At 43.8% G+C, this 25,165-nt stretch carries 17 protein-coding genes and 2 tRNA genes; 6 read left to right on the top strand and 13 right to left on the bottom strand.

Annotation, left to right across the window (positions count from 1 at the left end):
• Positions 1-3: 3 nt before the first annotated feature.
• Both HNP76_RS06430 and HNP76_RS06425 read right to left on the bottom strand, forming a co-directional pair.
• Entirely contained in the window at positions 4-939 is a 936-nt protein-coding gene (locus HNP76_RS06430) for an ABC transporter substrate-binding protein (RefSeq protein WP_184658681.1), read from the bottom strand.
• Positions 940-1,071: 132 nt separating this feature from the next.
• Positions 1,072-2,595 (bottom strand): monomeric [FeFe] hydrogenase, encoded by a 1,524-nt coding sequence (locus HNP76_RS06425; RefSeq protein ID WP_184658679.1) that lies wholly within the window; start codon positions 2,593-2,595, stop codon positions 1,072-1,074.
• A 69-nt stretch (positions 2,596-2,664) separates the two neighbouring features.
• On the opposite strand from HNP76_RS06425, the gene HNP76_RS06420 reads away from it, so the two are divergent.
• Positions 2,665-3,294 (top strand): 5-formyltetrahydrofolate cyclo-ligase, encoded by a 630-nt coding sequence (locus HNP76_RS06420; protein WP_184658677.1) that lies wholly within the window; start codon positions 2,665-2,667, stop codon positions 3,292-3,294.
• 121 nt (positions 3,295-3,415) lie between these two features.
• Here the strand turns inward: HNP76_RS06420 and HNP76_RS06415 are convergent, their stop codons facing one another.
• From HNP76_RS06415 to HNP76_RS06405, 3 genes are all read right to left on the bottom strand, one after another.
• Positions 3,416-6,580 (bottom strand): hypothetical protein, encoded by a 3,165-nt coding sequence (locus tag HNP76_RS06415; protein ID WP_184658675.1) that lies wholly within the window; start codon positions 6,578-6,580, stop codon positions 3,416-3,418.
• Between the two features lie 91 nt (positions 6,581-6,671).
• The gene (locus HNP76_RS06410) at positions 6,672-7,541 is read right to left on the bottom strand and encodes an AraC family transcriptional regulator (RefSeq protein ID WP_184658673.1); all 870 of its coding nucleotides are present in this window, start codon (positions 7,539-7,541) and stop codon (positions 6,672-6,674) included.
• A 14-nt stretch (positions 7,542-7,555) separates the two neighbouring features.
• Entirely contained in the window at positions 7,556-10,366 is a 2,811-nt protein-coding gene (locus tag HNP76_RS06405) for an insulinase family protein (RefSeq protein WP_184658671.1), read from the bottom strand.
• A 127-nt stretch (positions 10,367-10,493) separates the two neighbouring features.
• Here HNP76_RS06405 and HNP76_RS06400 point away from each other — a divergent pair, with 127 nt between their 5' ends.
• A complete protein-coding gene (locus tag HNP76_RS06400) occupies positions 10,494-11,093 on the top strand; it encodes a hypothetical protein (RefSeq protein ID WP_184658669.1) in 600 nt (199 codons plus the stop codon).
• 116 nt (positions 11,094-11,209) lie between these two features.
• Here the strand turns inward: HNP76_RS06400 and HNP76_RS06395 are convergent.
• From HNP76_RS06395 to HNP76_RS06385, 3 genes are all read right to left on the bottom strand, one after another.
• Positions 11,210-11,282: transfer RNA gene (locus HNP76_RS06395), tRNA-Asn, on the bottom strand.
• Positions 11,283-11,402: 120 nt separating this feature from the next.
• Positions 11,403-13,763: a glycoside hydrolase family 2 protein gene (locus HNP76_RS06390; RefSeq protein WP_184658668.1), complete on the bottom strand. Its 2,361-nt coding sequence runs from the start codon at positions 13,761-13,763 to the stop codon at positions 11,403-11,405.
• A 255-nt stretch (positions 13,764-14,018) separates the two neighbouring features.
• A tRNA-Asp gene (locus HNP76_RS06385) sits at positions 14,019-14,092 on the bottom strand.
• A 159-nt stretch (positions 14,093-14,251) separates the two neighbouring features.
• On the opposite strand from HNP76_RS06385, the gene thrA reads away from it, so the two are divergent.
• The 3 genes from thrA (at position 14,252) to HNP76_RS06370 (ending at position 18,975) form a co-directional block, all read left to right on the top strand.
• Complete coding sequence (gene thrA / locus HNP76_RS06380; RefSeq protein WP_184658666.1) at positions 14,252-16,747, top strand: bifunctional aspartate kinase/homoserine dehydrogenase I; 2,496 nt, start codon at positions 14,252-14,254, stop codon at positions 16,745-16,747.
• Between the two features lie 206 nt (positions 16,748-16,953).
• Positions 16,954-17,619 (top strand): hypothetical protein, encoded by a 666-nt coding sequence (locus HNP76_RS06375; RefSeq protein WP_184658664.1) that lies wholly within the window; start codon positions 16,954-16,956, stop codon positions 17,617-17,619.
• A 270-nt stretch (positions 17,620-17,889) separates the two neighbouring features.
• On the top strand, positions 17,890-18,975 hold the full coding sequence (locus tag HNP76_RS06370) for a hypothetical protein (RefSeq protein WP_184658662.1): 1,086 nt from the start codon (positions 17,890-17,892) through the stop codon (positions 18,973-18,975).
• A gap of 587 nt (positions 18,976-19,562) precedes the next feature.
• Here the strand turns inward: HNP76_RS06370 and HNP76_RS06365 are convergent.
• Genes HNP76_RS06365 through HNP76_RS06355 form a run of 3 tightly spaced genes read right to left on the bottom strand, consistent with a single transcriptional unit; the run spans position 19,563 to position 20,591 of the window.
• Complete coding sequence (locus HNP76_RS06365) at positions 19,563-19,784, bottom strand: hypothetical protein (RefSeq protein ID WP_184658660.1); 222 nt, start codon at positions 19,782-19,784, stop codon at positions 19,563-19,565.
• 1 nt (position 19,785) lies between these two features.
• On the bottom strand, positions 19,786-20,358 hold the full coding sequence (locus HNP76_RS06360; protein WP_184658658.1) for a DUF3990 domain-containing protein: 573 nt from the start codon (positions 20,356-20,358) through the stop codon (positions 19,786-19,788).
• The gene (locus HNP76_RS06355) at positions 20,355-20,591 is read right to left on the bottom strand and encodes a DUF3791 domain-containing protein (protein ID WP_184658656.1); all 237 of its coding nucleotides are present in this window, start codon (positions 20,589-20,591) and stop codon (positions 20,355-20,357) included. The genes HNP76_RS06360 and HNP76_RS06355 overlap by 4 nt, the downstream gene beginning before the upstream one ends.
• Positions 20,592-20,741: 150 nt before the next feature.
• On the opposite strand from HNP76_RS06355, the gene aroF reads away from it, so the two are divergent.
• Complete coding sequence (aroF, locus tag HNP76_RS06350) at positions 20,742-22,670, top strand: 3-deoxy-7-phosphoheptulonate synthase (RefSeq protein ID WP_184658654.1); 1,929 nt, start codon at positions 20,742-20,744, stop codon at positions 22,668-22,670.
• Between the two features lie 128 nt (positions 22,671-22,798).
• Here the strand turns inward: aroF and HNP76_RS06345 are convergent, their stop codons facing one another.
• On the bottom strand, positions 22,799-23,758 hold the full coding sequence (locus HNP76_RS06345) for a GGDEF domain-containing protein (protein ID WP_184658653.1): 960 nt from the start codon (positions 23,756-23,758) through the stop codon (positions 22,799-22,801).
• 202 nt (positions 23,759-23,960) lie between these two features.
• Positions 23,961-25,124 (bottom strand): glycoside hydrolase family 5 protein, encoded by a 1,164-nt coding sequence (locus HNP76_RS06340; protein ID WP_184658651.1) that lies wholly within the window; start codon positions 25,122-25,124, stop codon positions 23,961-23,963.
• Positions 25,125-25,165: the final 41 nt, after the last annotated feature.

Genomic DNA, 25,165 nt, shown 5'->3' with positions numbered 1-25,165 from the left:
AACTTAGCGATTAAAATAAAAGTCTTCGCCGGGGATTTCTTTTCCCAGAATAGTCAGGTATTTTTCCATGTCAGATTTTGCCGTATTTGACTCACGCCAGACCAGGGCCGCACTTGGAATTGAAGAGCGGACTATTTCTGATGAATGATAAAGGCCGTGTCGCTCAGACAAAAGGGCGGCTTTGGCTGGGTTCTGGTTGGTCCAGCTCAGGGCACTTTTGTAAACCTCAGTAACTCTCCGCACCAGTTCCCGGTTTTCCCTGACAAAATCAGCGCGGGCTACAAGAAGCATCGCAGGAAAGGAAGACCATTCCTCGCTTTCATTGTAGATTTTCTGGAAATTTTCGACCCGGCGGATTTCCTTTGAATTTTTGAGAGCGACCGTGGCGTAAGGCTCGGTCAAAATCGCGTAATCGGCTTTTTTAGTGATAAGGGCATTGGCGATATTTGCAGGCGGAATGGAAAAATCAAGCTGAACCGGATTTTCGCCCTGACCAAGCGGGTTTTCTTTTTTGGAAAGCAGATGCTTGAAAATGAGGGAATCAGGCTTTTCACCGGCAGACAGAACTTTTTTTCCCTGTAAATCCTTTAGGGAAGAATAAGATTCATCACTTGTCAAAAGAAAAAGATTGCCGTTCTGAACGACACCAAGAAAAATCACAGCCCCCTTGCCCTTACTAAAAACTTTGGCCGCATCTTGAGGCGCAAGAAAGCCTAAGTCAACCTCGCCCTTCAAAAGAGCCGGAAGTTCAGACTGCTCTGAATCAAAGACTTTAAATGCCATGTTCTGGACGGCGAGTTTTGCCTTGTTCTCGATAAGATAAGCGCAGGGCGTACAGGCAATTCCCTTGAGGATGCCGAGGCGGACTGAAGGTGTTTGTGCAAAAACTAAAGGAAAAATAGAAAAGGCGATAAAAAGACAAAAAAACTTTTTGAACATACAAACTAAAAAAGAGCAAGCAGGGGGCCTTGCGGGGGCTTCCTCCCCCGCAGAGGGGGTAGCGGAAAACGCGAAGCGGTTGGAGCGAGGGGGAGACTTCCCCCTGCTCTTCAATTTCTAATTGCTCATTCCTTATTTCTCATTTTTGATGACTTCATCCATGTCGCACTTTGGCGGGATTCCGTCTACGAGCTCTTTTGAACCTGCGTTTGCATACATGTTGAGCAATACGGCACCAGCTTTGGGGTTCATGATTACGCTTGGACCCGCGATACAGCCGCCCTCACATGCCATGACTTCGATAAGGTTCGGACAGTCTGGCGGAGTGGGAACAGTGCCGGCATTGATTTTGCCATAGTTCTGCAAGTTTTTGACTCCAGCCTTGTCGAGACCGTTGATGACGACAGGACGGAGAATCGAAGCATCCTTGAGGCGGATTTTAACGCTCTCGGCAACACCACCGGTCTTTGCAAAGTTTCGTGCAGAAACAGTCGGATTGTATTTGCCTGGTTTTGCTTCCATCTTGGAAACATCGATTTCTTTTGCAGTCAAAAGTGCGTTGACTTCCTCAACCGAGAGAACATAATCAACGAGCTCATTATCATATCCTTCGCGTTTTTTTGCAAGACAAGGACCGACGAAAACAGTGATGCAGCCCGGGTCTGCTTTTTTTGCAAGCTCGGCAGTGTAAATCATCGGAGATTTTGTCTCTGAGACACAATTCTTGAGCTCTGGAGCATGAATCTGAACGGCACGAACGTAAGCCGGACAGCAGCTTGTCGTCATCATTTTATCACCGCGTTCCATTCGCTCGGCAAACTCTGCGGCCTCACGGTCAGCAGTGATGTCAGCACCGATTGCGACTTCCCAAACACGGCTGAAACCGGCCTGGAGCAAAGCAGTTTCAAGCTGACCGACTTTTGCTCCCTTGAACTGGGCTCCGATTGCAGGAGCGTACATTGCGACAACTTTTTTGCCGCTCATAATGTGCTTGATGACGTCAACGAGCTGGGATTTTTCCATTACGGCACCGAAAGGACAAGAGCTCATGCACTTTCCGCAGAAAATACACTTGTCGTAGTCAATCTGCTCATGGCCAGTTTCTTCGTTGCGGGTGATTGCTCCAACCGGACAAGCCTCTTCGCAAGGAATTGGGATTTTTACGATTGCGTGATAAGGACAGTTCTGGGCACAGAGGCCGCATTTGATACATTTTTCAGGATCGATGTGGGCACGATGGTCGTAAATCTCGATGGCCTGCTTTGGACAGTTGACCTTACAAGGGCGGGCCAGACAAGCCTGACATGCATTTGTAGGAACGAACTGAGTTTTTACACAACCGTTGCATGCGTCATTGATGAAAGTGAGGATTGGCCAGGTGGGCTTTTCACGGTTTAAGGCCTCTTTCGCAAAGTCTGAAAGGCGTTTTTCTTCATCGACATTTTCTACAGAAAAACCAAGGCGAGCCATAACACGGTCACGGACAATCTCGCGGTCATGATAGACACAACACCGGATTGAGGGACTTCCTTTTGGAACCATTTCTTTTGGAATTGAGTGAACGCCTTCTTCAAGCTTTCCTTCCAGCTGCAATTTTGCGATTCGGACAAGGATTTCCTGCTTGCGAAGCGCCGCATTGTTGTTGATATTAAGCATTTAGTACCTCTTTTTTAGCTTTTGACAATTTCAGTTTAAATTATATCACAGTTTTGCTAAAATTACATAATGAATTTTTTGACGAAAAAAGATCTGCGTAAAGCCATGAAGCAGACGCTCACTGATTTTAACGAAAAGCTTAGCTGGAAGGAAAAACACTCACTGGCAGAAAATCTCTGCGAAAAAGTCACGTCACTTGATCAATACAAAAATGCAGACCTGATTCTGGCTTACATTCCAGACACTCTTGAAGCCGACTGCACCCCGATTATTCTGGACTCGCTTGAAAAAGGCAAAAAAGTCTGCGTGCCCAAAGTTGATGCAGAAGCGCTAAAGCAGGGCAAGAGCAAAATGGATTTTTATTTTCTAGACGGAAGCAAGCCTCTTAATGAACAGCTTGAAACAGGAATGTTTGGAATCCGTGAGCCAAAGGCGGGGCTGGAAAAGTTTGTTCTTGAAAAAGATTGCCAGGTAAAGCCCGGTCATGACACGGGAATCCTCATCCTCGTTCCTGGCGTTGCGTTCACAAAAGACGGAAAGAGGCTCGGACACGGCAAAGGATTTTACGACATTTATATAGAAAGAATGAAAAAAGCAGGCATGAATCCTTTTTTATGCGGAATCTGCCTGCCATGCCAGGTTTTAGAAGACCTCCCCGCCGATGAACACGATGTCCTGATGGACGTAATTCTTTCTTGAGGGAAACTCGGATTTCTTTACCTATACAAAATCCGGCGGATTGAATCCGTGGAAAGGGCAAATTCATCGGCAAGTTCTGCGAGCAACTCATCGGGAAAAATATCGCTTGCGTTTCGATATTTCACTTCGCCGTATCGTCAATCGGGCTTGGAAAATACCAGTCTTCCTTTTTTAACAGATTTCCATTTTCATCAAAATTGTTGTTGTAAACTATATTTTTGCTTTCATTTATACCACGAAGCCATTTTAGTTTTTGCAGATGATTGTCCGTCGCAAGAATTTTAATGTCACAATTGTACAGACGGATAAAATGTTTGTTGCGCATCGTGCAGTTGGGCGCATTTATAGTGTTTTTGCTCAAGATTACGCTGTAAGTATCGCTGGAAGGATTGTTCCACCAGCTTGCAAATGTAAAGCCTTCACGTCCGCTGTGATAATATGTTTTTCCAGGCGAGTAATTCCATACACTTTCATCGGTGTCGTCCAAATACATATTAAGCGTATTTCCTTCGATTGTAACATTCCGAGAAAGCGTTGTACCTGAATTATAAATGTTCTTGATTCTTCCCTGAATGTTAAAGGTGTTGTTCCGCATTTCGTTCGCACCGTTAACAAGAGTGCCGTTTGCATTTCCTTTGATATTGACGATGTTTCCGTTTACAATTCCGTTTGTTTTTCCGGCTGAGTTATATTCCAGACTACCATTGTAGTCACATTTCACATTCACAGTATTATTTATGAACTTAGGTTCTATATTTTCTTCGTAGCCATACACAGCAAGAATTGAGCCCCCGATGCTGCCGCTCTCTGAATCCATGTTAAAAGTATTTCCTCTTATTTCAACATAAGGCCGGGTCTCAAACATATAAACACCGCCTGAGTTCTTCAATTCAATCGTGTTGTTCTGAACGATGATATTCTTTCTTCCGTCCCAGGAAAATCCGCCGAAAGTAAAGAGCTTGCTCGGAAGATTATTCGCATAAATATAGTTTCCGTTGATGTCAACATTCATGATGTCAGGGCTTCCGTCATAACCGATTGTAAACACCATTACGCGTGTCTTGATTTTGTCAACATGCTCGTCGCGCATCGCGTAAACCCTGTTGTTAGTAAAATGAACTCCGTTTATGTATTCTCCGTCTTTGTAACAGGCAGACTTTTTTGTCGGCGTAAACACGCCAATCTGCTCGTCATGACAGTTGTGGTACATCGTACAGTTGTTTACGGTTCCGTTCTCGCACTTCTCGCCGTAGAAATCAAGGAAACCAACGCTCGCGCCCCTAAAAACTCCACTCATATTGTACAAAAGACAGTTGTCGACACGTGCATTTTTCCAGCCTGAATAGAAAGAAAGTGTCGTAAACTGCTTGTCAGTGTGAAGGTCGCAGCTTTCAACATAAGGATTTGCCTGATACTTCCATACACTTCCGTCTGAAGTCGGATATTCGCCATAAGCTCCGCCAAAATCGTAAAGGTCGCCCGGATTTTCCCTGTTTGCGGGATACACGGCCATGTCGCGGATATGACTTGTGATTATGAACTCGCAGTCTCTGATTTTGACATTCTGGCACTGTGAGATATTAATCTGCCGGCTGAACCACTGTTCGTCCGCCATAGATTTATCGCTTGTTCCGCGACCGACATAGTTTATATCAAGATAGTTTCCGTTTTCATCACGGGCATAATTTCCTGTGGAATCCCGCTCAGTAGAATGCCAGTAAGTTCGCTTGCTGTCGATTTCGCGGCTTTCGATTGTAATTCCTTCTATTAGAACATTGTCGCTCGGTCCCCAGACCGTGAGGGTCGCACTTCCACCGTTGTCTCCGTACAAAACTGTTCCGCCACTCAAAGCAGAGCCACTTTCGTCTCCCGCTGCAAATGTGCTTTCAAACGAATCCAGCTGGTCAGGAGTTAAATGCCGTGGAACAGTTTCGCCACGCAGAACATAATTTTTGATTCCGATTCCAATGTGAGATGCGACTCGGTAATTTCCACGCGGAATGAAAAGCGTGATTGTCTCGCTTTCGCTCTGCCTGTATTCCTGCAAGATTTTATTCGCTTCATCGATTCGCTCACCGTCGTTATTGTACTTGTAGCTTTCCCACTTTGAATCCAGCGCAGTCTTGTTGCTTTCTGCGAGTTTTTTTTCTTTCTGATACTCACGCCATGAAGGATATTTTTCCCAAGTCACCTGAAAGCACTTTCCCGCCCCTAGCGAAACAAGATTCATAAAATTATTCTGCGGAACGATATTGCACCACTGCCCCGTTGCCGTTTTTACCGAACCGTAAGTGTATTTCGCGCGACCAGAAACTTCGTAAACCGCCTCGCCTCCGTCGCCTTCCTCAAAATAGCCCTTAGTCTTAATTTTTGTTCCATTGTAAAAGGCATTTGTCTCATTTTTTAGGGCAACAGCCGTCGAAACTTCATATTCTGTCGTTTCAAGCTGCTCACAGTTTTCAAGAGCCGTTTTTACAACCTGACCGACAATCTCAACATGATAGCCGCTTCGTGTCATCGTAAACCATTTTATTTCTTCGCCATCTTCAAGATTTGCTTTCTTTTTTAGAAAATCTTCGTCTTCAAGATAACCGCTGTCTTCCATAAGTTTTGTAACAGTTTTCGGATTATTGAAAATGTTCGGCAAACGGTAAATTCCCTGAGAATCCTTTATGCTTGCCGTAAAACCACCCGTATTAGCCATAAAAGCTGAATCGCTGTAGCTTTTTGCCATGTAATGCTCTTCATAATCAGGCCTCAAAACAAATACCCACGCTCCAAGATGTGCGACCTTTCCATCTTCATCGTAACTGTATTCAAAACTTTCTGGAGCTGGTGTCGCCTGAGCATATTTTTTTTCAAGCTCGTTTCCGACCTTGTCTTTGAGAATGAGCGTGTATGTATAAATTGGAGTTTTTTGCGAATTAGAAACCTCAGAATTAATCAGCCCCTCAAAAGTTTTTTCACGCTCGCCGCTTTCAATCAAAATTTCTTTACGAGACTGCTCAACATTTTGCGTAATTTCCGTACCGTCATTTTTTTTTGGAATCTCATCCCAGCCGTCAATAAGAATCAGAGAATAATCAGTGCTGAAGTTTGAAACAGCCCATTTTGCAGTAACCGTTGTATCTCCGCCTTCCGCGACAAATTTCAGAATTGAAGGCACGGCAGTTTTTTTTGGTTTTTCTGACGAATCACTGTTTGAAAAATCAAAACTACATGAAAAAAAACTTGCAAAAACAGCGACAAGAACAAACCGAAAACCCAATTTAAAACAATTTTTCATATTGCGCCCCCAATAGATTAAATTGCTTTAAGTGTAATATTACTTTTTGCGGAATTCTTGCATTTTTCTACTTAAAAATTGGACAAAACTATTATATTACGGCGAGTTTCTTGTATTTCAGCGGCGAGAGCTTGATATATTGCTTAAACGAGCGGATAAAATACGAAATGTCTTCAAAGCCGCATTCATCCGCAATCTGCTGAACCGACTTGTCCGAGCTTAAGAGCATCACGCGGGCGTTTTCAAGGCGAATCATTTTCACATAATTTGTAAAACTTGTTCCCGAGACTTTTTTGAAAATGTTCATGAAATGGCTTTCCGAAAAATGAACGAGCTGTGCCGCATCAGAAACCGAAATCGGATTTTTGTAATTCTCGCTCACATATTTAAAGACCGGGATGAGTTTGTTCGCATAGAGTTCAGAATTATTCAATTTCACTTCCCCGGCAGAAACAATTTCCTGAAGATAATGAAAAATCCTAAACAAATCTGACTTCACCAAAAAAGGCTTTAAGACCGCTTCGTGACGATTTTCAAACAGCGAAATCACGCTTTCAATAATCTCTGTGTTAAAAAGCGTTTCTTTTTTGTGAAAATACGGAACGGTAATCTGGTCATTCTCGTAAGGCTTCAGCAGTTTCTTAAAAATCTCGGAATCAGGCGACTCCAGAAGCGAAAGTGAAAAGACAATGTTCGTGTAATGACAGGGCGTGTTTTTGTACTGAAAAAATCCGTGAATTTTCTGCGGCGGAATAATCAGTATGTCGCCCGCCGAACATTCAAAACGCTGTGCATGAATGATTGCGTCCAATGTTCCTTCAAGAACATAAACAATTTCAAAATCATCATGATAATGAAGCGGAAAAAACGGAAAAGTTTCAGGAATCCGGCAACGGTACACTTCATAGGGAAAATTTGTGAACCCGCGTTTTTTTGTCTCTTTTATCGCTTTTTCCTGCATATTTTTATCCACCCCTATTTCTCGCTATCCTTGCTGTAGAGTCTGAGCGGAGCTTTCTGGTCAAAATAACTTTCCGCAATCAAAAAATAATCCTCGGGCTTTGCCTTTGAAACCGCCTGATACTGGTTCAGGTAGAGCTTGGGATTTTTCTGCACTTCCCCGCCCTGCATGAGCCGCGCCGTTCCAGCCTGACTTGCAGCCCCGCCAATTACCGCCATGAGCCAGTTGTTTTCAAGCCGGGCAAGAAGGTCGGTCTTTTCAAGGTCGATTACGCCTTCGGTCTTTATTTCGATTTCGCGGGAAATGTCCTTTTTAATAGAAGAAACTGCTTCAGACCAGGCAGAATCAACCTGGTCCGTATGCTCAACGCTAGTGACGACAATCCGGGCAAAAGGAAGGTCGTTGTCCGGGAGCTGGGCCTTAACCTTAGTCTCCGGGTATTTTTGAGTAAGACTTGCTTCCATTCGGGCGGCCGTTTCAATCAGAATGGCATCAAAAAGAGCAAGGTCTGTTGAGGCAAGGTCTGGCGAGGGAAGACAGTAAAGGGCCGGATCAAGGAATTTGGTCGTCGGAATCAGGACTGCCGGACGGGGACCCGCTTCTTCCTTGGAAATGTCAGTCAAAAAAAGATGGCGGAGGGCCAGCTTCTTTTCGCCGGTTTTCAGTTTTGCAAAGTCAGGAGAAGGAACTCGCAAATCAGTCGAGCGGGTCTGCTGGATGCTTGTAAGCATGGCAAATGTTGACTCAAGGCCTTTCTGAAGTTTTTCCTGCTCAGGTAAGCCGCCTGAAAGAATCAGGGAAAATCTCGTTGAATCAAGAAGAAGCGGATAGGCTTCAAGGATTTTCGTAAAGTCCAGCGTTTTTGCAGGCTTGTCCTCGCCGTCGCGGTAAAGTTTTGGATAATCCGTGCCGCCGTACAAAAGACGAACCGCCTCGCACAAAAGCTGAAATTCCGTGCTGCCGCTTTTGAGCCGCCACTGGGTCCGCTCGTCGTAAGTCACGCCGTCAGCCGTCGCAGGCGTTATGTCACAGTAAACAAGGGCCGTATATGCCGCCTGAATCGCAAAGTCAAATTCGCCGGAAAGGCAGGTCACCGTGATAATCGAATGAGTGGAAAGAGTTTTTGATGAAACTTCGTAAAAGCCTGAAATCGCACCGTTGGATGCAAACAAATCAAGCTGGCGGTTGATGTTGACCGCAATAGAATCACTTAAAACACTGGCAAGTCCCGGAACCTTGTCACAGAAAAGAAGCTCGCCGCCTGCAATCGTGAGCGAAAGGACTGCCGTTTTTGAATTTTCACTCCGCTTTACCGTGACAGGGATTCCGTTTGAAAGCGTGAAGGATGAAAATTCATCGAGATTTTTGGAAATGAAGCGGTCAGCAGACGAAGCGATTTCCTCAAGAAGATTTTTGTCGCTTTCCGCCTTGCTTCCGTCCTCTTTCAAAAGATTTTTGTAGGCGGTCTGATTGTACCAGGCACTTTCTTTCTGCAAGATTAGCTCAAAGCCAGCCTTTTTGAATTCTGTCTCGTACTTTTGATAGACAGCCTGATTCACAAAGACAAAGACAAATGGCTCTTCTGCAAGAACTTTTTCCTGCAGGTCCTTCATGTCGATTTTTGAAAGACGGTCATTTTTTTCGAAGAATGATTCAAGGGCAAAGGCAGGATTTTTTGAAGATGCAAGGGAGCGCGAAAAGTTTTCCATCGTGGCATCGCTGCTTTCTGAAAGACGGGTAAATTCCGTGGAAGCCTTTTTGAGAGACTTCTGCAATTCCTTTTCTGAAAAAACATCTTCGTCGCGGCTCATCGAAAGGAAAAGCCCTGCCTGAACAACCGGCGAAACCTTAGCTCTTCCCAAAAGTGACTGAATTATGAGCCTTGAGGCATTTTTTTCCTGAGCCGAAGAAACGTCGATGTATTCGTCGCCTAGGATTTTGAGGTTTTTCTGCTTCAATAAAAGTCTTTTGAAGGCAGATCCGTCCTGATTCCATGATGAAGCAAGGGCATCCGCTCCGTCAGAAGGAAGATTCGCGTACTGAAGGACAATCTGAGTCATTTCGTCAGAAAAATCCTTGTGGAAGAGAAGGAACTTGCGCCCCCGGCTGAATTTTTTGTCACCGGCTTCGATTGCCGCACGAATTTTCTCGGCTCCATCGTCAACCGGGCTCAAAAATGAACGGTTCGGAAACTGAAGGAAGTATTTTTTGACCAGGGCAAGGGCCGCCCCCTCGGTGATGTTTCCGCTTACAAAAAGATGCGAATTGGACGGAATGTAGTAATTTTCTGAAATCTGAGCCAGGCCAGAGCGGATTATTTCCTTGCGGCGTGCAGAAAAAGAGCAGGGCACCACTCCGCTTTCACGGCTCCAGGGATTTTGAGCAAAGACCTTTGAGTCAATCGCAGAATTTATGAATCCTGCCGCACTTGCAGAATATTCGGCGTTTTCAGCAGACATGGTGTTTATAATAGAAGAAAGTTCAAAATCAGAAATGTTCAGGGGCTTGAGTTTTGAAGAAAGTGAAATTACGGCTTTTTCTGCCGCACTCGGAGCCGCCTTTGAGACAAAGCGGACGGCATCATTTGAAATCTCTCCGCCGCAAAGACGGGCATACATGGTAAAAAGCCCGCCATTATCCCGCCCCTGATTTGTAAATCCCGCGTTCACGCAAAGTTCCAGCCTCACAGTCGGCGAAGAAGAGTCCTCAAGATAATAGACTTTGAGGCCGTTTTCAAGCGTAAAGAGCTTTATGTCCGAGGCTGTAAAAGCAAAAAGCGAGAATGAAAGAAAAAAAATCGTAAGGGAAAGAATAAATCGCCGCATGACGGATTGAGATTATATCACACAGGCTTTAACTTTTCCATGTTTAGTTTATAGCTCCTTTTCTTTATCTTGACTAAAAGAATCCTTTTTGCAATCATGAAAAGATACAAGTAAAGGAGCTAAAACTATGAAAAAACTTATCGCATTGGCAGCAGCAATTCTGCTCTCTTCTTCGACACTTTTTGCTGAAAATGCATTTCATTTCGGTCTTGGAATTCCAGTCGGAAGCTATTCAGGTAATGACGACGGAGATTTTTCAACTTCCGCAGTAGATTTCTATGCCGACTGGACTCGCATCGCAGAGCGGGGATTCACTTTCAACTTAAACTTCGCAGCAGGTTCGGGCACCCTCAAGCCAAAGGACGGAAATTTTGATTTCGATGTAGACAACTTTGCTTTCGGAGCCGGATTCGGTTATTCTTTCATCCATAATGAAAAAATGACTCTCACCCTCACCGGCGATTTAGGCATTGACATCCTTTCAGGTTCTAAAAATAGCGTAGATATTACAAACATTGAATTCTACATTGGACCAAAAATTTCCTTCACCTACAAGATTTTTTCACACTTCGGACTTTTCGCAAACGCAGGACTTTATGGAACGGCAGGAAGCGCCAGCGTAACAAGCGACTACTTCACTTTATATGGTAAGTCTACCCGCACAGAAAGTGAGGGCAACTCAGGCATCTACTTCCGTCCAGAATTCGGCATTGCAGTTCCACTGTAATCAGATTTTTGCTTAAATCACAGGCTGTCCTTGGGGCAGCCATTTTTTTTGACTGGAGGGGAAATTTGAATTAAAAAAGGACATAAAAAAAGCCCGAGCGATTTGCTCAGGCTTTCCGACCCCTGCTGGGCTTGAACCAGCGACACACGGATTAACAGTCCGTTGCTCTACCGACTGAGCTAAGGGATCATCTTGTTCGTTCGGAACGAGTGTTATATTATACCAAACGAACAAAAGTGTCAACAGGTTATTAAAAAATTTTCAAAAATTTTTGCATTTTTTTGAAAATTTATTTTAGCCGCAAAAAAGCTAGTTTTCACAGCTGACCGTGAATTCAAGCCAGTGCTCGTTGTTCTGCCAGTCAGTTATGTAAAGCCTTCCCTTGCCGCCCTTACCCTTTGAGCGAACATAAGTTCCTGCCATGCCGCCTTTGAGGGAAACAAGCTTGGGACCAATCAACTCGATTTCACCCTCGCAGCGAAGGAAAACCGCTTCCTGGCAATAGGGCTGAAGGTTTCCGTTCTCATCGATGGCTTTAAGACTAACAGAGGCGACATCATAGCTCGATTCTTCGACAAGATTTCGACGTCTGGCTTCTATTTTGAGAGTGGTAGACTTTGCCGGCGTGCGGACGACAGTTTTTACCAGTTTACCGCCCCGGAAAGCCTCAAATTTGTAGACGACAGCCTTGCCGCCCCAGTTTCCGATGTATTTTCCATAAAGGTCGCGGAGTTTGTTTGGATTTGTTACCCCCCTCGCCCATAAACACAATCCCTTGAGGACAATTCCCAGAGGAAGGTTATCCACACCGTACTTTTGAAGGGCGAAAAGCATGTCCTTCATCGGCTTCAAGTCCTTTTCCCTGATTCCGTCCTCGTCAACAAGCCTGTGACCTACATAATCGTCAATCACAATCGGACCGTGCTTAAGATTTTTAAAGGGACTGTCAGAAGCCGTGTATTCCTTGATGAAAATGTCATTCACATACATTTTTACGCTGTCCGCGTTCGTGATGATGTAAACGTCGCCCCTCATGCTGGCTGGATATTCGCCTATGTCCATGCTCGAAGTGACGTAAAGCACATCGCCCGAAAGCTCAGCCTCTTCCTGACTCTGATAAACGTAGGCCGCCATCTTGGGATTTCGGAACATGTCCATTACACCGTGATAGCAGATGTAGTCGCCTGAGCCAAAATCCTTGTGGGTGTTGTAGTCGAATGCACACCAGCCGCTCGAACCAGAGATTTCATCATGACCTGCAACCGCGTCCAGAACCTTTGCGTGGCGGATTGCATGTTCAGTGCGGTGGCTCTCGCAGTCAAAAGTCTTTGTCGGGAACATGTGTCCGTTGTATTCAGTAATCATGTAGCCCTTGCGGGTATCAGTGACCTTTGCCTTTGGAAGACAGCCCTCGTTGGGCCCCCAGAAACTGAAATCGTTGAAAGTGTAGACGTCCTCAAGCAGATGGCTTTTTTTGAGGTAGCGCACGCCACCGGTAGGCCGGGTTGAATCAAGTTCATGGGCAAGCTTGTTTGTCCGCTCATAAAATTCATCATCATCCTGGCTTTCGTTGATTCTGACGCCCCAGATGAAAATCGAAGGATGATTTCTGTACTGCAAGACCATGTCGCGCACATTCTTAACGGCCTTGTCCTTCCATTCAGCGTTTCCGATATGCTGCCAGCCCGGAATTTCAGTGAAAACCAAAAGGCCGATTTCGTCACAGCGGTCAATAAAATACTGGCTCTGCGGATAATGCGAAGTGCGCACCTCGTTCAAGCCCAGCTCGTATTTCAAAATGTCAGCGTCCTCAATCTGCATGTTTTTCGGCATGGCATAGCCCACATAAGGCCAGGACTGATGACGGTTGAGGCCCCGGATTTTGATTTTTTTGCCGTTGAGGTAAAATCCCGATTCGTCATAGCGGATGTCACGGAAGCCGAAGCGGGTCTCCCGTGAATCAAGAAGTTTGCCCGCCTCATCAAAAAGCTCAGTCTCCAGAAGATAAAGATAGGGCTCTTCCGGCGACCACAATTTTATCTCACTCTTTGGGTCGCTGGTAAATTTTGCAGAAACAGCCGATTTGAGGGTGTGAGTGATTTTGTAATTTTTCGCCTCATTTTCCGGGCAGCCCGCAATCTTAACCTCAGCCTGGTATTCTTTTCCCTTAGTCTTTACAAAAACATCTTCGATATAGACAGGATTTTTTACATCAAGATAGACGTCCCGGTAGATTCCGCCGTAAGTCATGTAATCGATAACAAAACCAAAAGGCGGCTGATTCAAATCCTCGTGACTGTCAACACGAACTGCAAGTAAATTCTTCTGCCCGATCGGAGCCAGCTGAGATGTCAAATCAACAGTAAAAGCCGTGTAACCGCAGTCATGAGTGGCAAGCAGCTTTTCATTCAGATAAACTTCGCTTCGGTGGGCCGCCCCCTCAATCGTAAGCAAGACCCGTTTTCCTTCCCATTCAGGCTCAGTCTTAAAACTTTTCCGGTAAATGGCATCCTTTTGATAAAGGTCCGTAGAAAAAGCGTTGAATGGCGTGACTTCAAAAGTGTGAGGAAGACGGACCTTCTCACAATCACCCGCAAAATCAAGCTTAACCAAATCAGTCAAAAAAGCCTGGCAATATTCCCAGTCGTTGTTCAAATAAATTCTAGACATAGAGGATAGTATAAGGGTGAAGTAAAGAAAAGTAAAAGGAATTTTTGGGCGCTTCCCTAGCCTTCGCAGCACAGCTGCTCGGAGACTCGCTCAAAATGCTCCACTGGAGCATTTTGCCGGCTTTCAGCCGTCGCTCCCTAGGGCCGGGCTATCCGCGGTTCCGCTAACGCTCCATTCCTTCGCTCCGCTCCGGAACAAGCCGCTACTATCCCTAGCGCAAAAAAAAGACTGTCTTGTAAAGACAGTCTTGCGATTCGGGAGCGAAGGGGCTCGAACCCTCGATCTCCGGCGTGACAGGCCAGCGCGATAACCAGCTTCGCTACGCCCCCAAAAGGTTGTTATAGTATATGGAAAACCTAACAGAGAGTCAAGAGCTTCGCAAAGAAATTTTGATTTTTTTCGCATTTTTTTTCTTCAATATTAGTAATTGCTCATTGCAAGTCTTTTCACTATAATGTCTTCCATATTATTTTAAAAAGAGGAAACTTATGCTTACTCTCAAATTCGGTGGCACTTCAATGGGAAGTGCAAAAAGGATTCTTGATTCTGTTGAGATTATGATTGGTCGTGCCAAGTCAGACAGAATCAGTGTAATTGTATCTGCTGTTGCAGGCGTTTCAAACAGTTTACAGGCCGCAATTGACGGCTGCATCACCGGCGGGAACGCTACCACCTATGTCGAAAGCATAAGAAAAACACACGTTGAGATTTGCGGTCAGATTGAGGCTGAACTCAAAGGCTTCGACGCAAAGGAAGTTCTCAAAAAAATCGAAATCAACTTTACTGAGCTTGAAAAACTGCTCGCCGGCGTGGCTTCTTTCGGCGAATGTCCAAAATCAATCCACTGCCGTATCATGGGAATGGGCGAACTTTGCTGCGTTCCAATCGTAAACGCTGTTTTGCAGGCAAAAGGCCAGGACGTAATCGTTCTGGATTCACGCCGCTTCATCTTCACAACAGGCAATCAGGCAGAGGGTGACGTTGACTACGGCCGCACAGCAATCGCCTTTGAATCTTACAAGGACGGCGGCAAAAACGGTTCAAACCGCATCGTTCTCCTTCCGGGCTTTGTCTGCTCTTGGAGCGAGCACTACGACGACGAGCCAAAAATGGGCCTGCTCGGCCGAAACGGCTCAGACTTCTCTGCCGCAGTCGTTGCAAGCAGCCTCAATTCAACAAGATGTGAATTCTGGACCGACGTTGACGGAATCTACACAGCTGACCCTCGCGTCGTAAGCGATGCAATCCTCGTAGACGACATGACATACGAAGAGGCAATGGAGCTTTCATTCTTCGGAAGCAAAGTCCTTCATCCAAAAACACTGGCACCACTCGCTGCAAAAAACATCGAGGCATGGAGCCTTAACAGCCACAACCCTGAAGCAAGGGGAACAAGAATCGGTCGCGGCCCGTTTGAATCAGAAAAGAACGTTGGACCAGTTCGCGGCATTTCTTGTCTCAAAAACACAGCCCTTATTTCCGTATCAGGAAGCGGCATGAAGGGTCGCACAGGCTTTGCAAGCCGCATTTTCCAGGCTGTAAGCCGCGCCGGCATTTCAATGCTTTTGATTACCCAGTCTTCATCAGAATACACAATTTCATTCTGCGTAAAACAGGCAGAAGCACAGGCCGTAGAAGACGTTCTTTCTCAGGAATTCGACCTTGAAATCCGCGAGGGGGTAATCAACAAAATCAAAGTCCAGGAGCACACGGCAATCGTCTCAATCGTAGGCGACGGTATGAAGCAGAACTGCGGCGTTGCAGGCAAATTCCTCGACTCACTTTCAGCACGAGGAATCAACCTTCTCGCAATCGCACAGGGGTCTTCTGAACGCTCAATTTCAGTCGTAATCTCAGGAGAATTCGGTGACATCGCAGTAAAAGCAGCTCACCTCTTCTTCTTCAACACAGCCCAGCCAATCGAAGTATTCGCATTCGGTGCAGGAACAATCGGCGGTGCCCTCATTGACCAGATCCGCGACCAGCACGACAAACTGCTTGCCCAGAACATCGACATCAAAGTCTACTGTATCGCAACAATCGACGGCATGATTCTCGACGGAAACGGCCTCGACCTTTCAAACTGGCGTGAAGATGCCAAAAAGGCAACAGAAGAAGCAAGCGTTGACGAAATCCTCGAGTTCGTACGCGACACCAAACCGCTCAACCCGGTTTTCGTTGACTGTACCGCAAGCTACGACCTTCCAAACCGCTACCTCGATATTTTCAAGGCCGGCATGAGTATCGCAACACCAAACAAGCGAGCAAACTCAATGAGCATGGATTTCTACCATGAGCTTCGCCGCGTTGCAAACGAAAATCACTGCCGCTTCCTCTACGAGACAAACGTAGGTGCAGGACTTCCAATCATCGATACATTGCAGAACCTCTTCAACTCAGGCGATAAGCTCACAGGATTCAACGGAATCATGTCAGGTTCTCTCTCATACATCTTCGGAAAGCTCGACGAGGGCAAGAAGTTCAGCGAAGCCGTTCTTGAAGCAAAAGAACTCCGCTACACTGAGCCGGATCCACGCGACGACCTCAAAGGCACTGACGTAGCCCGAAAGGCACTCATCATCGCCCGCGAATCAGGAATGGACATTGAACTTGACTCAATCAAGATGAACTCAATCTTCCCGGAAGGATTCTCAATCGAAGGTACAACAGAAGAATTCCTCAAGAGACTTCCAGAAGTCGATTCATACTTTGAAGAAAAAATGGCAAAGCTCAAAAAAGAAAACAAAGTTTTGCGAATGGGAGCTTCAATCAAAGACGGAAAAGTCTCAGTCGGCATGCTTGAAGTAGGACCGGAAGATCCACTCTACGGAGTACGCGGCGGTGAAAACGCATTCGTATTCCAGACTGAGCGCTACACACCAATTCCTCTCACAGTCCGAGGTTACGGTGCCGGTGCCGGAGTAACAGCCGCAGGTGTCTTCGGCGACATCATGCGAACAGTCAGCTTCAACCCGATGAAGTAAGATAAAACCAGACTAGATTTATTAGGATGGGGATAGATTTCGGCAGAGGGCATTTGTGCTTTCTGCCGATTTTTTTTGAGTAAACAGTCATTCAATCAAAACATCATTAGCATTTTTCAACTCTATTGACCATGTTATCATAGTTCATTATCATCTACTGATTTGCTACGAAAGTAAATGGACGGTCAGGGGCAGAAGGAGTTATTATGTTTAAATTTGTAAGTACCCGAACCGTAAAACGCTACAAAAGTTATTGTGCAGATATTCTTAATCAGTTAAAAATGTCTTTAATTAACAATTATGGAATTGAGATTGGTATTGACCTTATAGGCAGTGGAGCAAAAAATCTTGTAACCCAAAATGAAAACGAACCTTTTGACTTGGATTTTAATCTTATAATCACTTCTTTTGGAGATTATTATAAGCCTAATGATTCAAACGATTTGAGAGAATTGAAAGATTTAATTCGAAATGAATTGAACGAAATTTTGGAAAAAGAACACTTTAGGGATGCACAGGATTCAAAATCAGTTTTAACGGCAAGACTTTTTTTCGCCAATGATCCAAAAAAGAAAGAATTTTCATTTGATATTGCAATTCTTGCAAGAAACTCGCTTGGAAATTATTGTCGTCTCATACACGAAAAAGGCTCTATTGACAGGCTTTATTGGAATGAAGTTCCGAGTTCACATGATATATATGAAAAATCAACTGAACTAAAAGAATATGGTTGGTGGCAAGATGTCAGAGAAACATATCTCAAATTGAAAAATATGTATCTACAGCACAATGATCATACACATCCATCATTTATTGTTTATGTTGAAGCTGTTAATAAAGTTTACAACGACTTTGAGAATTACGATGAATAAAAAAACACCCTGCAAGTTCACTAGAATTTACAGGGCAAAGTCGCACAGCCTAATTTTAATTGAATCTAATTGAACTCATATTTTAAGTATTGACTGTCTTCATAAATTTTCTTATATTGGATTAGGTTTCATGGTAGAGCTAGCGGTCAGTGCGAAGATTTTTATCATACCATATCAATTCTTAATATTTACCATTGGGCATAAGGTTTATTGTTGCTACAGTACTGACAATTTAGCAAAAACAATAAGAAATGCTCAAGGAGAAATATTATGTCTAATCTTGAATTTTTAAAGAAACAAGCAAAAAATTTTTTAAAAGACTGGAAGACTCAAACTAAAACCATCGAAAGTGATGGATTCGTTTCGTATCACTACGATTGGAAGTTCTACAATGTGAAGGATTTATTCTTCTATTATGGATTCGATGATAAGGATGAAGAAGACATTAACCTTGCCAGAGCCCAGCACATAATCGCGAAAATGGTAGGATTCAGAAAATGGAATGACCTGATTCATGCATCAAAAACTGAACTTGAATTAGCAGAACTTTTACTTCGAAGGTTTAAAACTTCGGAAGATATTCAGGATTGGGAAGAAACACTTAATTTTGCAGGGATTTCACAATACGGAACAGAAGCCGTCCTTGATTACGCACGTCAGTATTATAAAATTGACGACAATTTCAATTCAACTGAAACTATATCAAAAAAAGATTACACAGAGCCAACATATTATCTTCATTTTCTCGAAGAAACATTCCCTGACAAGCAGACAAGAAAAATGTTTGAATTTTTTATAGCTTCCATACTTGCTCACGATGATAAGCCACGAAAGGCAGCTTTTTTTGTTGGGGATACAGCTACTGGAAAAAGCACTATGATTAATGTTCTGAATACTGTCTTTAAGAATATGATAGGTGTTTTTTATAGTGGTTCAAATTCACTTAATATGACATCTTGGGATAATTCATATTTAAATAAATGGGCTATGGTCGGTCATCATATCGAAAACAAAATAAGTGGAAAATTTTTCGATATTTTTACAAGAACTCCTTCAAAAGAAGTTAAACCATGTTTTGCAAGAATGATTATTCAAGGCAATTTTATGCCTTATATCACAGGTGATAAATCTCGTTATGATTCCGTACTCGTAATTCCTTTTGAACATCAAATAAAGCGAGAAAATTATTTAGCTTCAGATGATATTTGTAAAAAAATAGAAACAGAGGTTCCAAGTATCATAATGCGTTATGCAAACCTTTATATTGAGTTACGGGATAAACTTAACGGAGTAATTTCAGAATCAGAATTATCAAAATTACGGAAAAAAGAGTATATGGCAAAAAAAAGATTTTAGACTCCATCGATACTACTTGCGTCTATCAAAATGGCCATTTTTTTATAACTTGTGCCAAAATTCTACCGTTTCCGTTGAACTTTAAAATTCTGTGAAAATTATATACAGTTGTTTTTGTAAATAAAAAAAAACCGCGTTCACAAGTAATTTTAAGGATTTTGACACAAATTTTGCAAGAAATTTGGAAAAACAATGGAGACACAATATCGATTATTCCTTAATATCGGAAAAAAAATCTTTATTGCCCACCAATCGTTTATTCTGCACAATTATCAGTCAGCAGAATTATAGGAAAAGATATTACCATTCATACTTCCCAGAGTTAGGGTATGGAGCACCTGCGAAGCAGTTCACCGACATCCATGTCGTAACGAGCTCTTCGTTCTCGCGGTGTTTATTGACTTTAAAAGCACGCGACAGCCATGTCGCGACCTGATAAAGCAGACATGGTTGGTGAGGAATGAGCGTTAGCGAGGTGCGGAACACCCGACCGCCGCTTGCCGGCGGTAACGCCCATAATTCTTGGCGTTATACAAAACCAGCCCTGCAAGAACCATTTAACTCAACGGCACTTGCAGGGCAATTTTTTACCTCACTCTGCTTTCCATCTCCCTATTATACTCATCCGCAATATAATCAGGGCCGTTGCACCAAAAGGCGGTGCGCTCGTCAAAAAGCATGTTTGCTGTCTTTGATTTTATGAAACTATCAAAGGCTTTGATTTGAGGGATTTTCTTTTGTTCTGCAATTGTTTTACAGGCCATTGCGGCTAAAAGCTCCATGCTGTATTCATATTTACTTAATGCCATTTTAGTCCTCCAGTTTTACAGTCTTGTAGCCCTTAAAATGCAGATTCTGAAGAACTTTTTCTGTTCTAAAACAAATCTGGTCTGAAAGATTTTCTGGAAGCAGGAATTTTATGGCAGTTTCATCGGCATCAGCCGAGCCTACTTCTCCATAAAATCCATTGATATAAGCGGTAAGCACCTGGTTTGTAGAATCATTTGCAATTTTTCCAGCAATTATGTCAAAATTTTGCCATTTTTCAAATTCATTTTTTAAGATGCCGCTTTTTCTGTGTGCAACAACGCAATGAAGCCAGTCCGCATCGCTGGATTTGAATTCAAAATATTTGATATCTGAAGCTTTATCGGCTTTGTATTCAAAAATAGAAATATATCCTGTTTTAGAATCTACATTTTCAACATGGTTTTTAAGGGCTTTACCAATAGCAGTTCTGATAAAACGACCAGCCTGATTATAATCTGTAGTTACATAAAAACCTTGTCCGAAATCTTTTCCAGAAGCACAGAGAGACAAATCAACCTTTTCAACAACTTTATAACTTGCATGATACAATTCTATTCCGTCTGTCAAAATCATATTTCTGCTCCGTTATTTTTCAAGTAATTTTCTATATCAGCTAGGTTTGCTTCATCGCCCTGAACATGGAAAAACTCATAGCAGGTTTCAATATAATCATAAATTTTATACCTATTGAAAAGTTCGCTACACTTTTCTTCATCGAGATTCCATTTATTCTGAGCCAAGCGAAACAAACGAATCTGAATCAAAAATAAATCATCTGCCTGTTTTTCCCCAACAAATCCGCCCATAAGCAAATCCTCTGTAAATATAATATACCACGAATTTGCTGTAAAATCCATGATTCTTATAACTTGTGTTTTGTTAGTATTTAAATGAGACTACCCCCTTCCCCTTTCAATCAACTTTAAATTTCCGCCACATTTTGCTATACTTCCCGCATGGTTATCGTATTAAAGAAAGACATTTCTACTTCAGAAAAAGAAAATATAAAGTCCCTTCTGGCGGCCCGTTCGCTTAAGATTAACGAGCTTAAGGGCGAAGAAAGCACTGTTTTTGCGGCGGTTGGAAAGCTTGCTATGGACGTGCGCGAGGTCGAGGTTTTGCCTGGCGTCGAGAAGGTTATTCCGATTTCTAAGCCTTACAAGATGGCTAGCCGTGAGTTCAAGCCGGAAAACAGCATTGTTGAGATTCCCAACAACCGCGGGCAGATTATCCGTGTCGGTGGCAGCCGTCTCGTTGCAATCGCTGGTCCTTGTGCTGTCGAGAGCCGCCAGCAGATGCTTGATGCGGCAAAGGCTGTTTCTGCAAGCGGAGCGACAATGCTTCGCGGAGGTGCCTACAAACCACGCACTTCTCCTTATTCTTTCCAGGGCCTGGGCGAAGAAGGTCTTAAATATCTCAAGGAAGCTGGTGAAAAATACGGTCTTCCTGTTGTAACTGAAATCGTTGCTTCTGAATATATTCCTGTAATGAAGGATTATGTTGACGTTTACCAGGTCGGTGCGCGCAACATGCAAAACTTTGAGCTTTTGAAGAGGCTTGGTGCCCTTGGAAAGCCTGTCATCTTGAAGCGAGGTCTTTCTGCAACCATCGAAGAATGGCTCATGAGCGCCGAATATCTTCTTTCTTCCGGAACTGACAAGGTAATTTTGTGTGAGCGCGGAATCCGAACCTACGAAAAGGCTACTCGCAACACTCTTGACTTGAGCGCGATTCCTGTCCTCCGAAGCATGACTCACCTTCCGATTATCGTTGATCCAAGCCATGCGCTTGGTGTGCGTGACAAGATTCCGCCGATGGCTCTTGCTTCGATTGCGGCGGGTGCAGACGGTATCATCGTTGAGGTTCACTGTCACCCTGAGCAGGCTCTTTCGGATGCGGCCCAGGCTCTCTACCCTGCTCAGTTCGACAAAATCATGCGCGACATTGAGTCTCTTGCTCCTGTCATGGGCAAGGAAGTCGCTCATATTCGCTCGGTTGATTCCCAGAAAAAGGCAAATGCCGAAAAAATCACTCACAAAAAGCCAATCTGCGTTTTCTCAGGCATGAAGGGTGCTTACGCAGAGCAGGCAATCGAGAATTTCTTTGAGGATTCTGTCGAAGCTCAGACTGTCGACTCATTCGATGAGATTTTCCAGGCGGTAGTTGACGGAAAAGCTGATTACGGCATGGTTCCAATCGAAAATTCAACAGCAGGCTCTGTCTACAACAACTACGACAACCTTACCCGATACGAAGACATTTCAATCGTCGGCGCCCTCACTTTGAGGATCCAGCATTCCCTTCTTGCAGTAAAGGGAGCAAGTCTTGAGACAATCAAAAACGTCTACTCGCATCCTCAGGGATTGAGTCAGTGTTCTAATTTCCTCAAAAGCCAGAAGTGGAATGCCGTTGATACAGTCTCAACTGCCACAGCGGCAGCCCTTGTTGCAGAAAAGAAAAGCACGGAAAACGCTGCAATCTGTAACGCTCGAAACGCAAAGATTTACGGTCTTGAAGTTCTCAAGGAAGGCGTGCAGAACGAGCAGAACAACTACACCCGCTTTGTCGTAATTGCGGCAAATCATATCGAAGAGCCGGTAAAACAGTGGGGCGAGCAGAAGCCGAACATGGCAAGCTTTGTCTTCACAACAAAGAACGAAGCCGGTGCCCTTTACGATGCGCTTGGCGTCTTCAAAAATGCAAGTCTCAGCATGAACCGCCTTGAGTCCCGCCCGATTGCAGGAAAGCCGTGGAAATACTGGTTCTACTGCGACGTAGTGATTCCAAGCGAGTGCGAAAATCCAGTCGAGATGATTACAGCCTTCAGCGAAAACTTAAAGAAAGTCGCCGAGGACGTGAGAATCTTGGGTATTTATGCAGAATAGGACATCCTGTCCTGACAAGTTTTCATTCTGAAAACTTGCGGGTTTTACTTTCTTTTTGCCGCATCCAAACAAGGGCGACAACGAATGCCCTTGATGCGGCAGTTTTTTTTACAGCCAGAGATTCATGTCTATTTTACAACCTGGTTTTTGCCGTTGCGCTTGCCGTAATAGAGCTTGTCGTCAGCCTGGCGGATTATGTTTTCGTAGTCCGTCAGGTCATTGCCGGTGCACATTCCCACAGTAACGGTGACTTTGATTTTATGATCGCCGTATTCAACGGTGCTGGCCCGGATTTTGTCACAGAGGTTTTCCAGATAATCGTATGCCTCATTTTCGCCGGTCTGAGGCATGTAAAGGATGAATTCCTCGCCGCCCCATCTTACAGTTACATAGTCTTCCCGCCAGCCTTCTCCCAGGATTTTGCTAACGGTCTTTAAAACGCTGTCGCCAGCCTGATGTCCGTAAGTGTCGTTGACCTTTTTGAAGTCGTCTATGTCAAAAATCGCAATCGTGTATTCGTTTTCATTTTCGGTCTTGTTTCGCTGCATGATGTGCTCGAAAAAACGCCGGTTAAAAAGGCCCGTCATCAAGTCATGGTTTGAACAGTAGGTAAGGGTTTCGCGGGCTGCATTCATTTCAAAGAAGTAAAGGTTTGAAATATAGAACAAAGTGAAGAGGGTTATGCCCAGGTTCATAAATCCGATTTTGCCCTTGCAAGCCTCAACAATCGGCGCGTATTCCGGGAAGATGCAGATTTGCTTCATGTAGACAAGATAAATTGCAATCGCGTAGATGATTCCGATTCCCTGGAAAATATGCTTCATCCGTTTTTTGGGCGGAAGAAGATAGAAGACAACTGAAATCATTCCGACAACATAGAAAATGTAGCAGAAGGCCCCGCCTGCAAAAAGCTCGCTGACAAAAGAAAAAGTGATGATTTCAAAATAAGTGAAGATGACGTAAACGTCCGTGCTTTTCTTAAAAGTCTGAAGGATGACGCCATAGAAAACCGTGCTTAAAACGTTGAGGATCGAGAATGGAGTCAGCCCTAATAAATAGAAGAGAACTGCATTAAAGGCATGCACCATGAGGCACATTATCAAAAACAGCTCCGTTTTCTTTTTAGAAAGGAAATCGAGTAAACATCCGTACATAAGCTCTCCCGGAAAGTTTTCTGAAATTTATCTTATAATATTTTAACACAGAAAATCGAAAAGAAAAGAAAAAAAAACGCGGGCTAAAGGATTTTTCCTGCCCGCGCCTGGTATTTAATATCAAGTCATTTGGATTTTAGTAATACCATGAAAGTTTTTCTCGGTTAAAGTAGCCGTGACGTTCTGCCTTGTCAGATCCTTTCGGATAAACTACCATATTATCCCAGAGAATTATAGAAATATTATTTGCCTTTCCCTGTCCATAGAAACATTCTGCCCATTTTACACGTTCAGAATAATTGTTTTTGTCAGAGGCACTAGTCTCACCAATGATTACAGGATAACCAAGAGAAGAAAGTGTTTTGAAAAGCCAGTTTTCAATATTGTCTTTGTGAGCGTTTGTAAATACGTTGTCTTTTCCCATACAGAAATCATATGGTGTGTAAGCATGAGCAGAAACAATAAGATTTTCACCTTCAGGCATTTTCCAACCGTCAAGCATACTTGGGCTGGCAGCATAAGGTGGAACCATTACATAGCGTGTGGCATTGTTTCCGCCTGAGCTACGGATAATATCAAGAGCAGCCTTTTCATATTCAACGATGATTTTATTTGCGGCCTTTACTTTTGATTCAGTTCCAGAAGCCGTGTACCATTCATATGCTGTACCGACAGCACGAGGTTCATTAAGAAGCTCAAAGATAAGTTTTTCATTATAGTCCTTGAAGTAGTCGGCAACCTGAGTCCAGACAGCCTTGATGTATGCAAGAGACTGCTCCTTCAAGGCAGCATTGTTTTCTGGAACACAGAATCCGTAATTTGACTTCATCTGATCTTCGGTCATGTTGTCATGATGAATGTTGATGATTACGTTCATTCCAGCACCAATTGACCAGTCAACGATTTCCTTTACACGAGCAAGCCATTTTTCATCAATAGTATAGTTTGCATCTTTCATATGGTTGTGCCAGCTGACAGGAACTCGAATTGTCTTGAATCCTTTAGCAGCAACGGCATCAATCATTGCCTGAGTTGTTTTTGGCATGCCCCAGCTTGTCTCTGTTGAAAGTCCGAGGTTGTTTTTGCTTCCGTCAGTTTTGGCATCAAGAGTGTTACCAAGATTCCAGCCATTTCCCCAAAGATTATTCGCAACTGTAGAAACTGCAATATTTGTGATAAGTGTTTTCTCTGTTTCTTTGCCAGAAGAATCTTTCTTTTCTTCACTGCCATCTGTCGAAGCACAGGCTGTAAGGAACAATGCGATTGAAAGAACCGCAAGCACAGTCTTAAGTCTTTTCATAAAAACTCCTTGTATCTATTACCGGTCCTGCCCGATAATGA

Origin of the sequence: Treponema ruminis, assembly GCF_014201975.1 — a bacterium.
In the GTDB taxonomy this organism is placed as follows: Bacteria; Spirochaetota; Spirochaetia; order Treponematales; family Treponemataceae; genus Treponema_D; species Treponema_D ruminis.
Note: the sequence above shows the minus strand (reverse complement) of the source record. Positions and strands in the feature narration are given on the sequence as shown.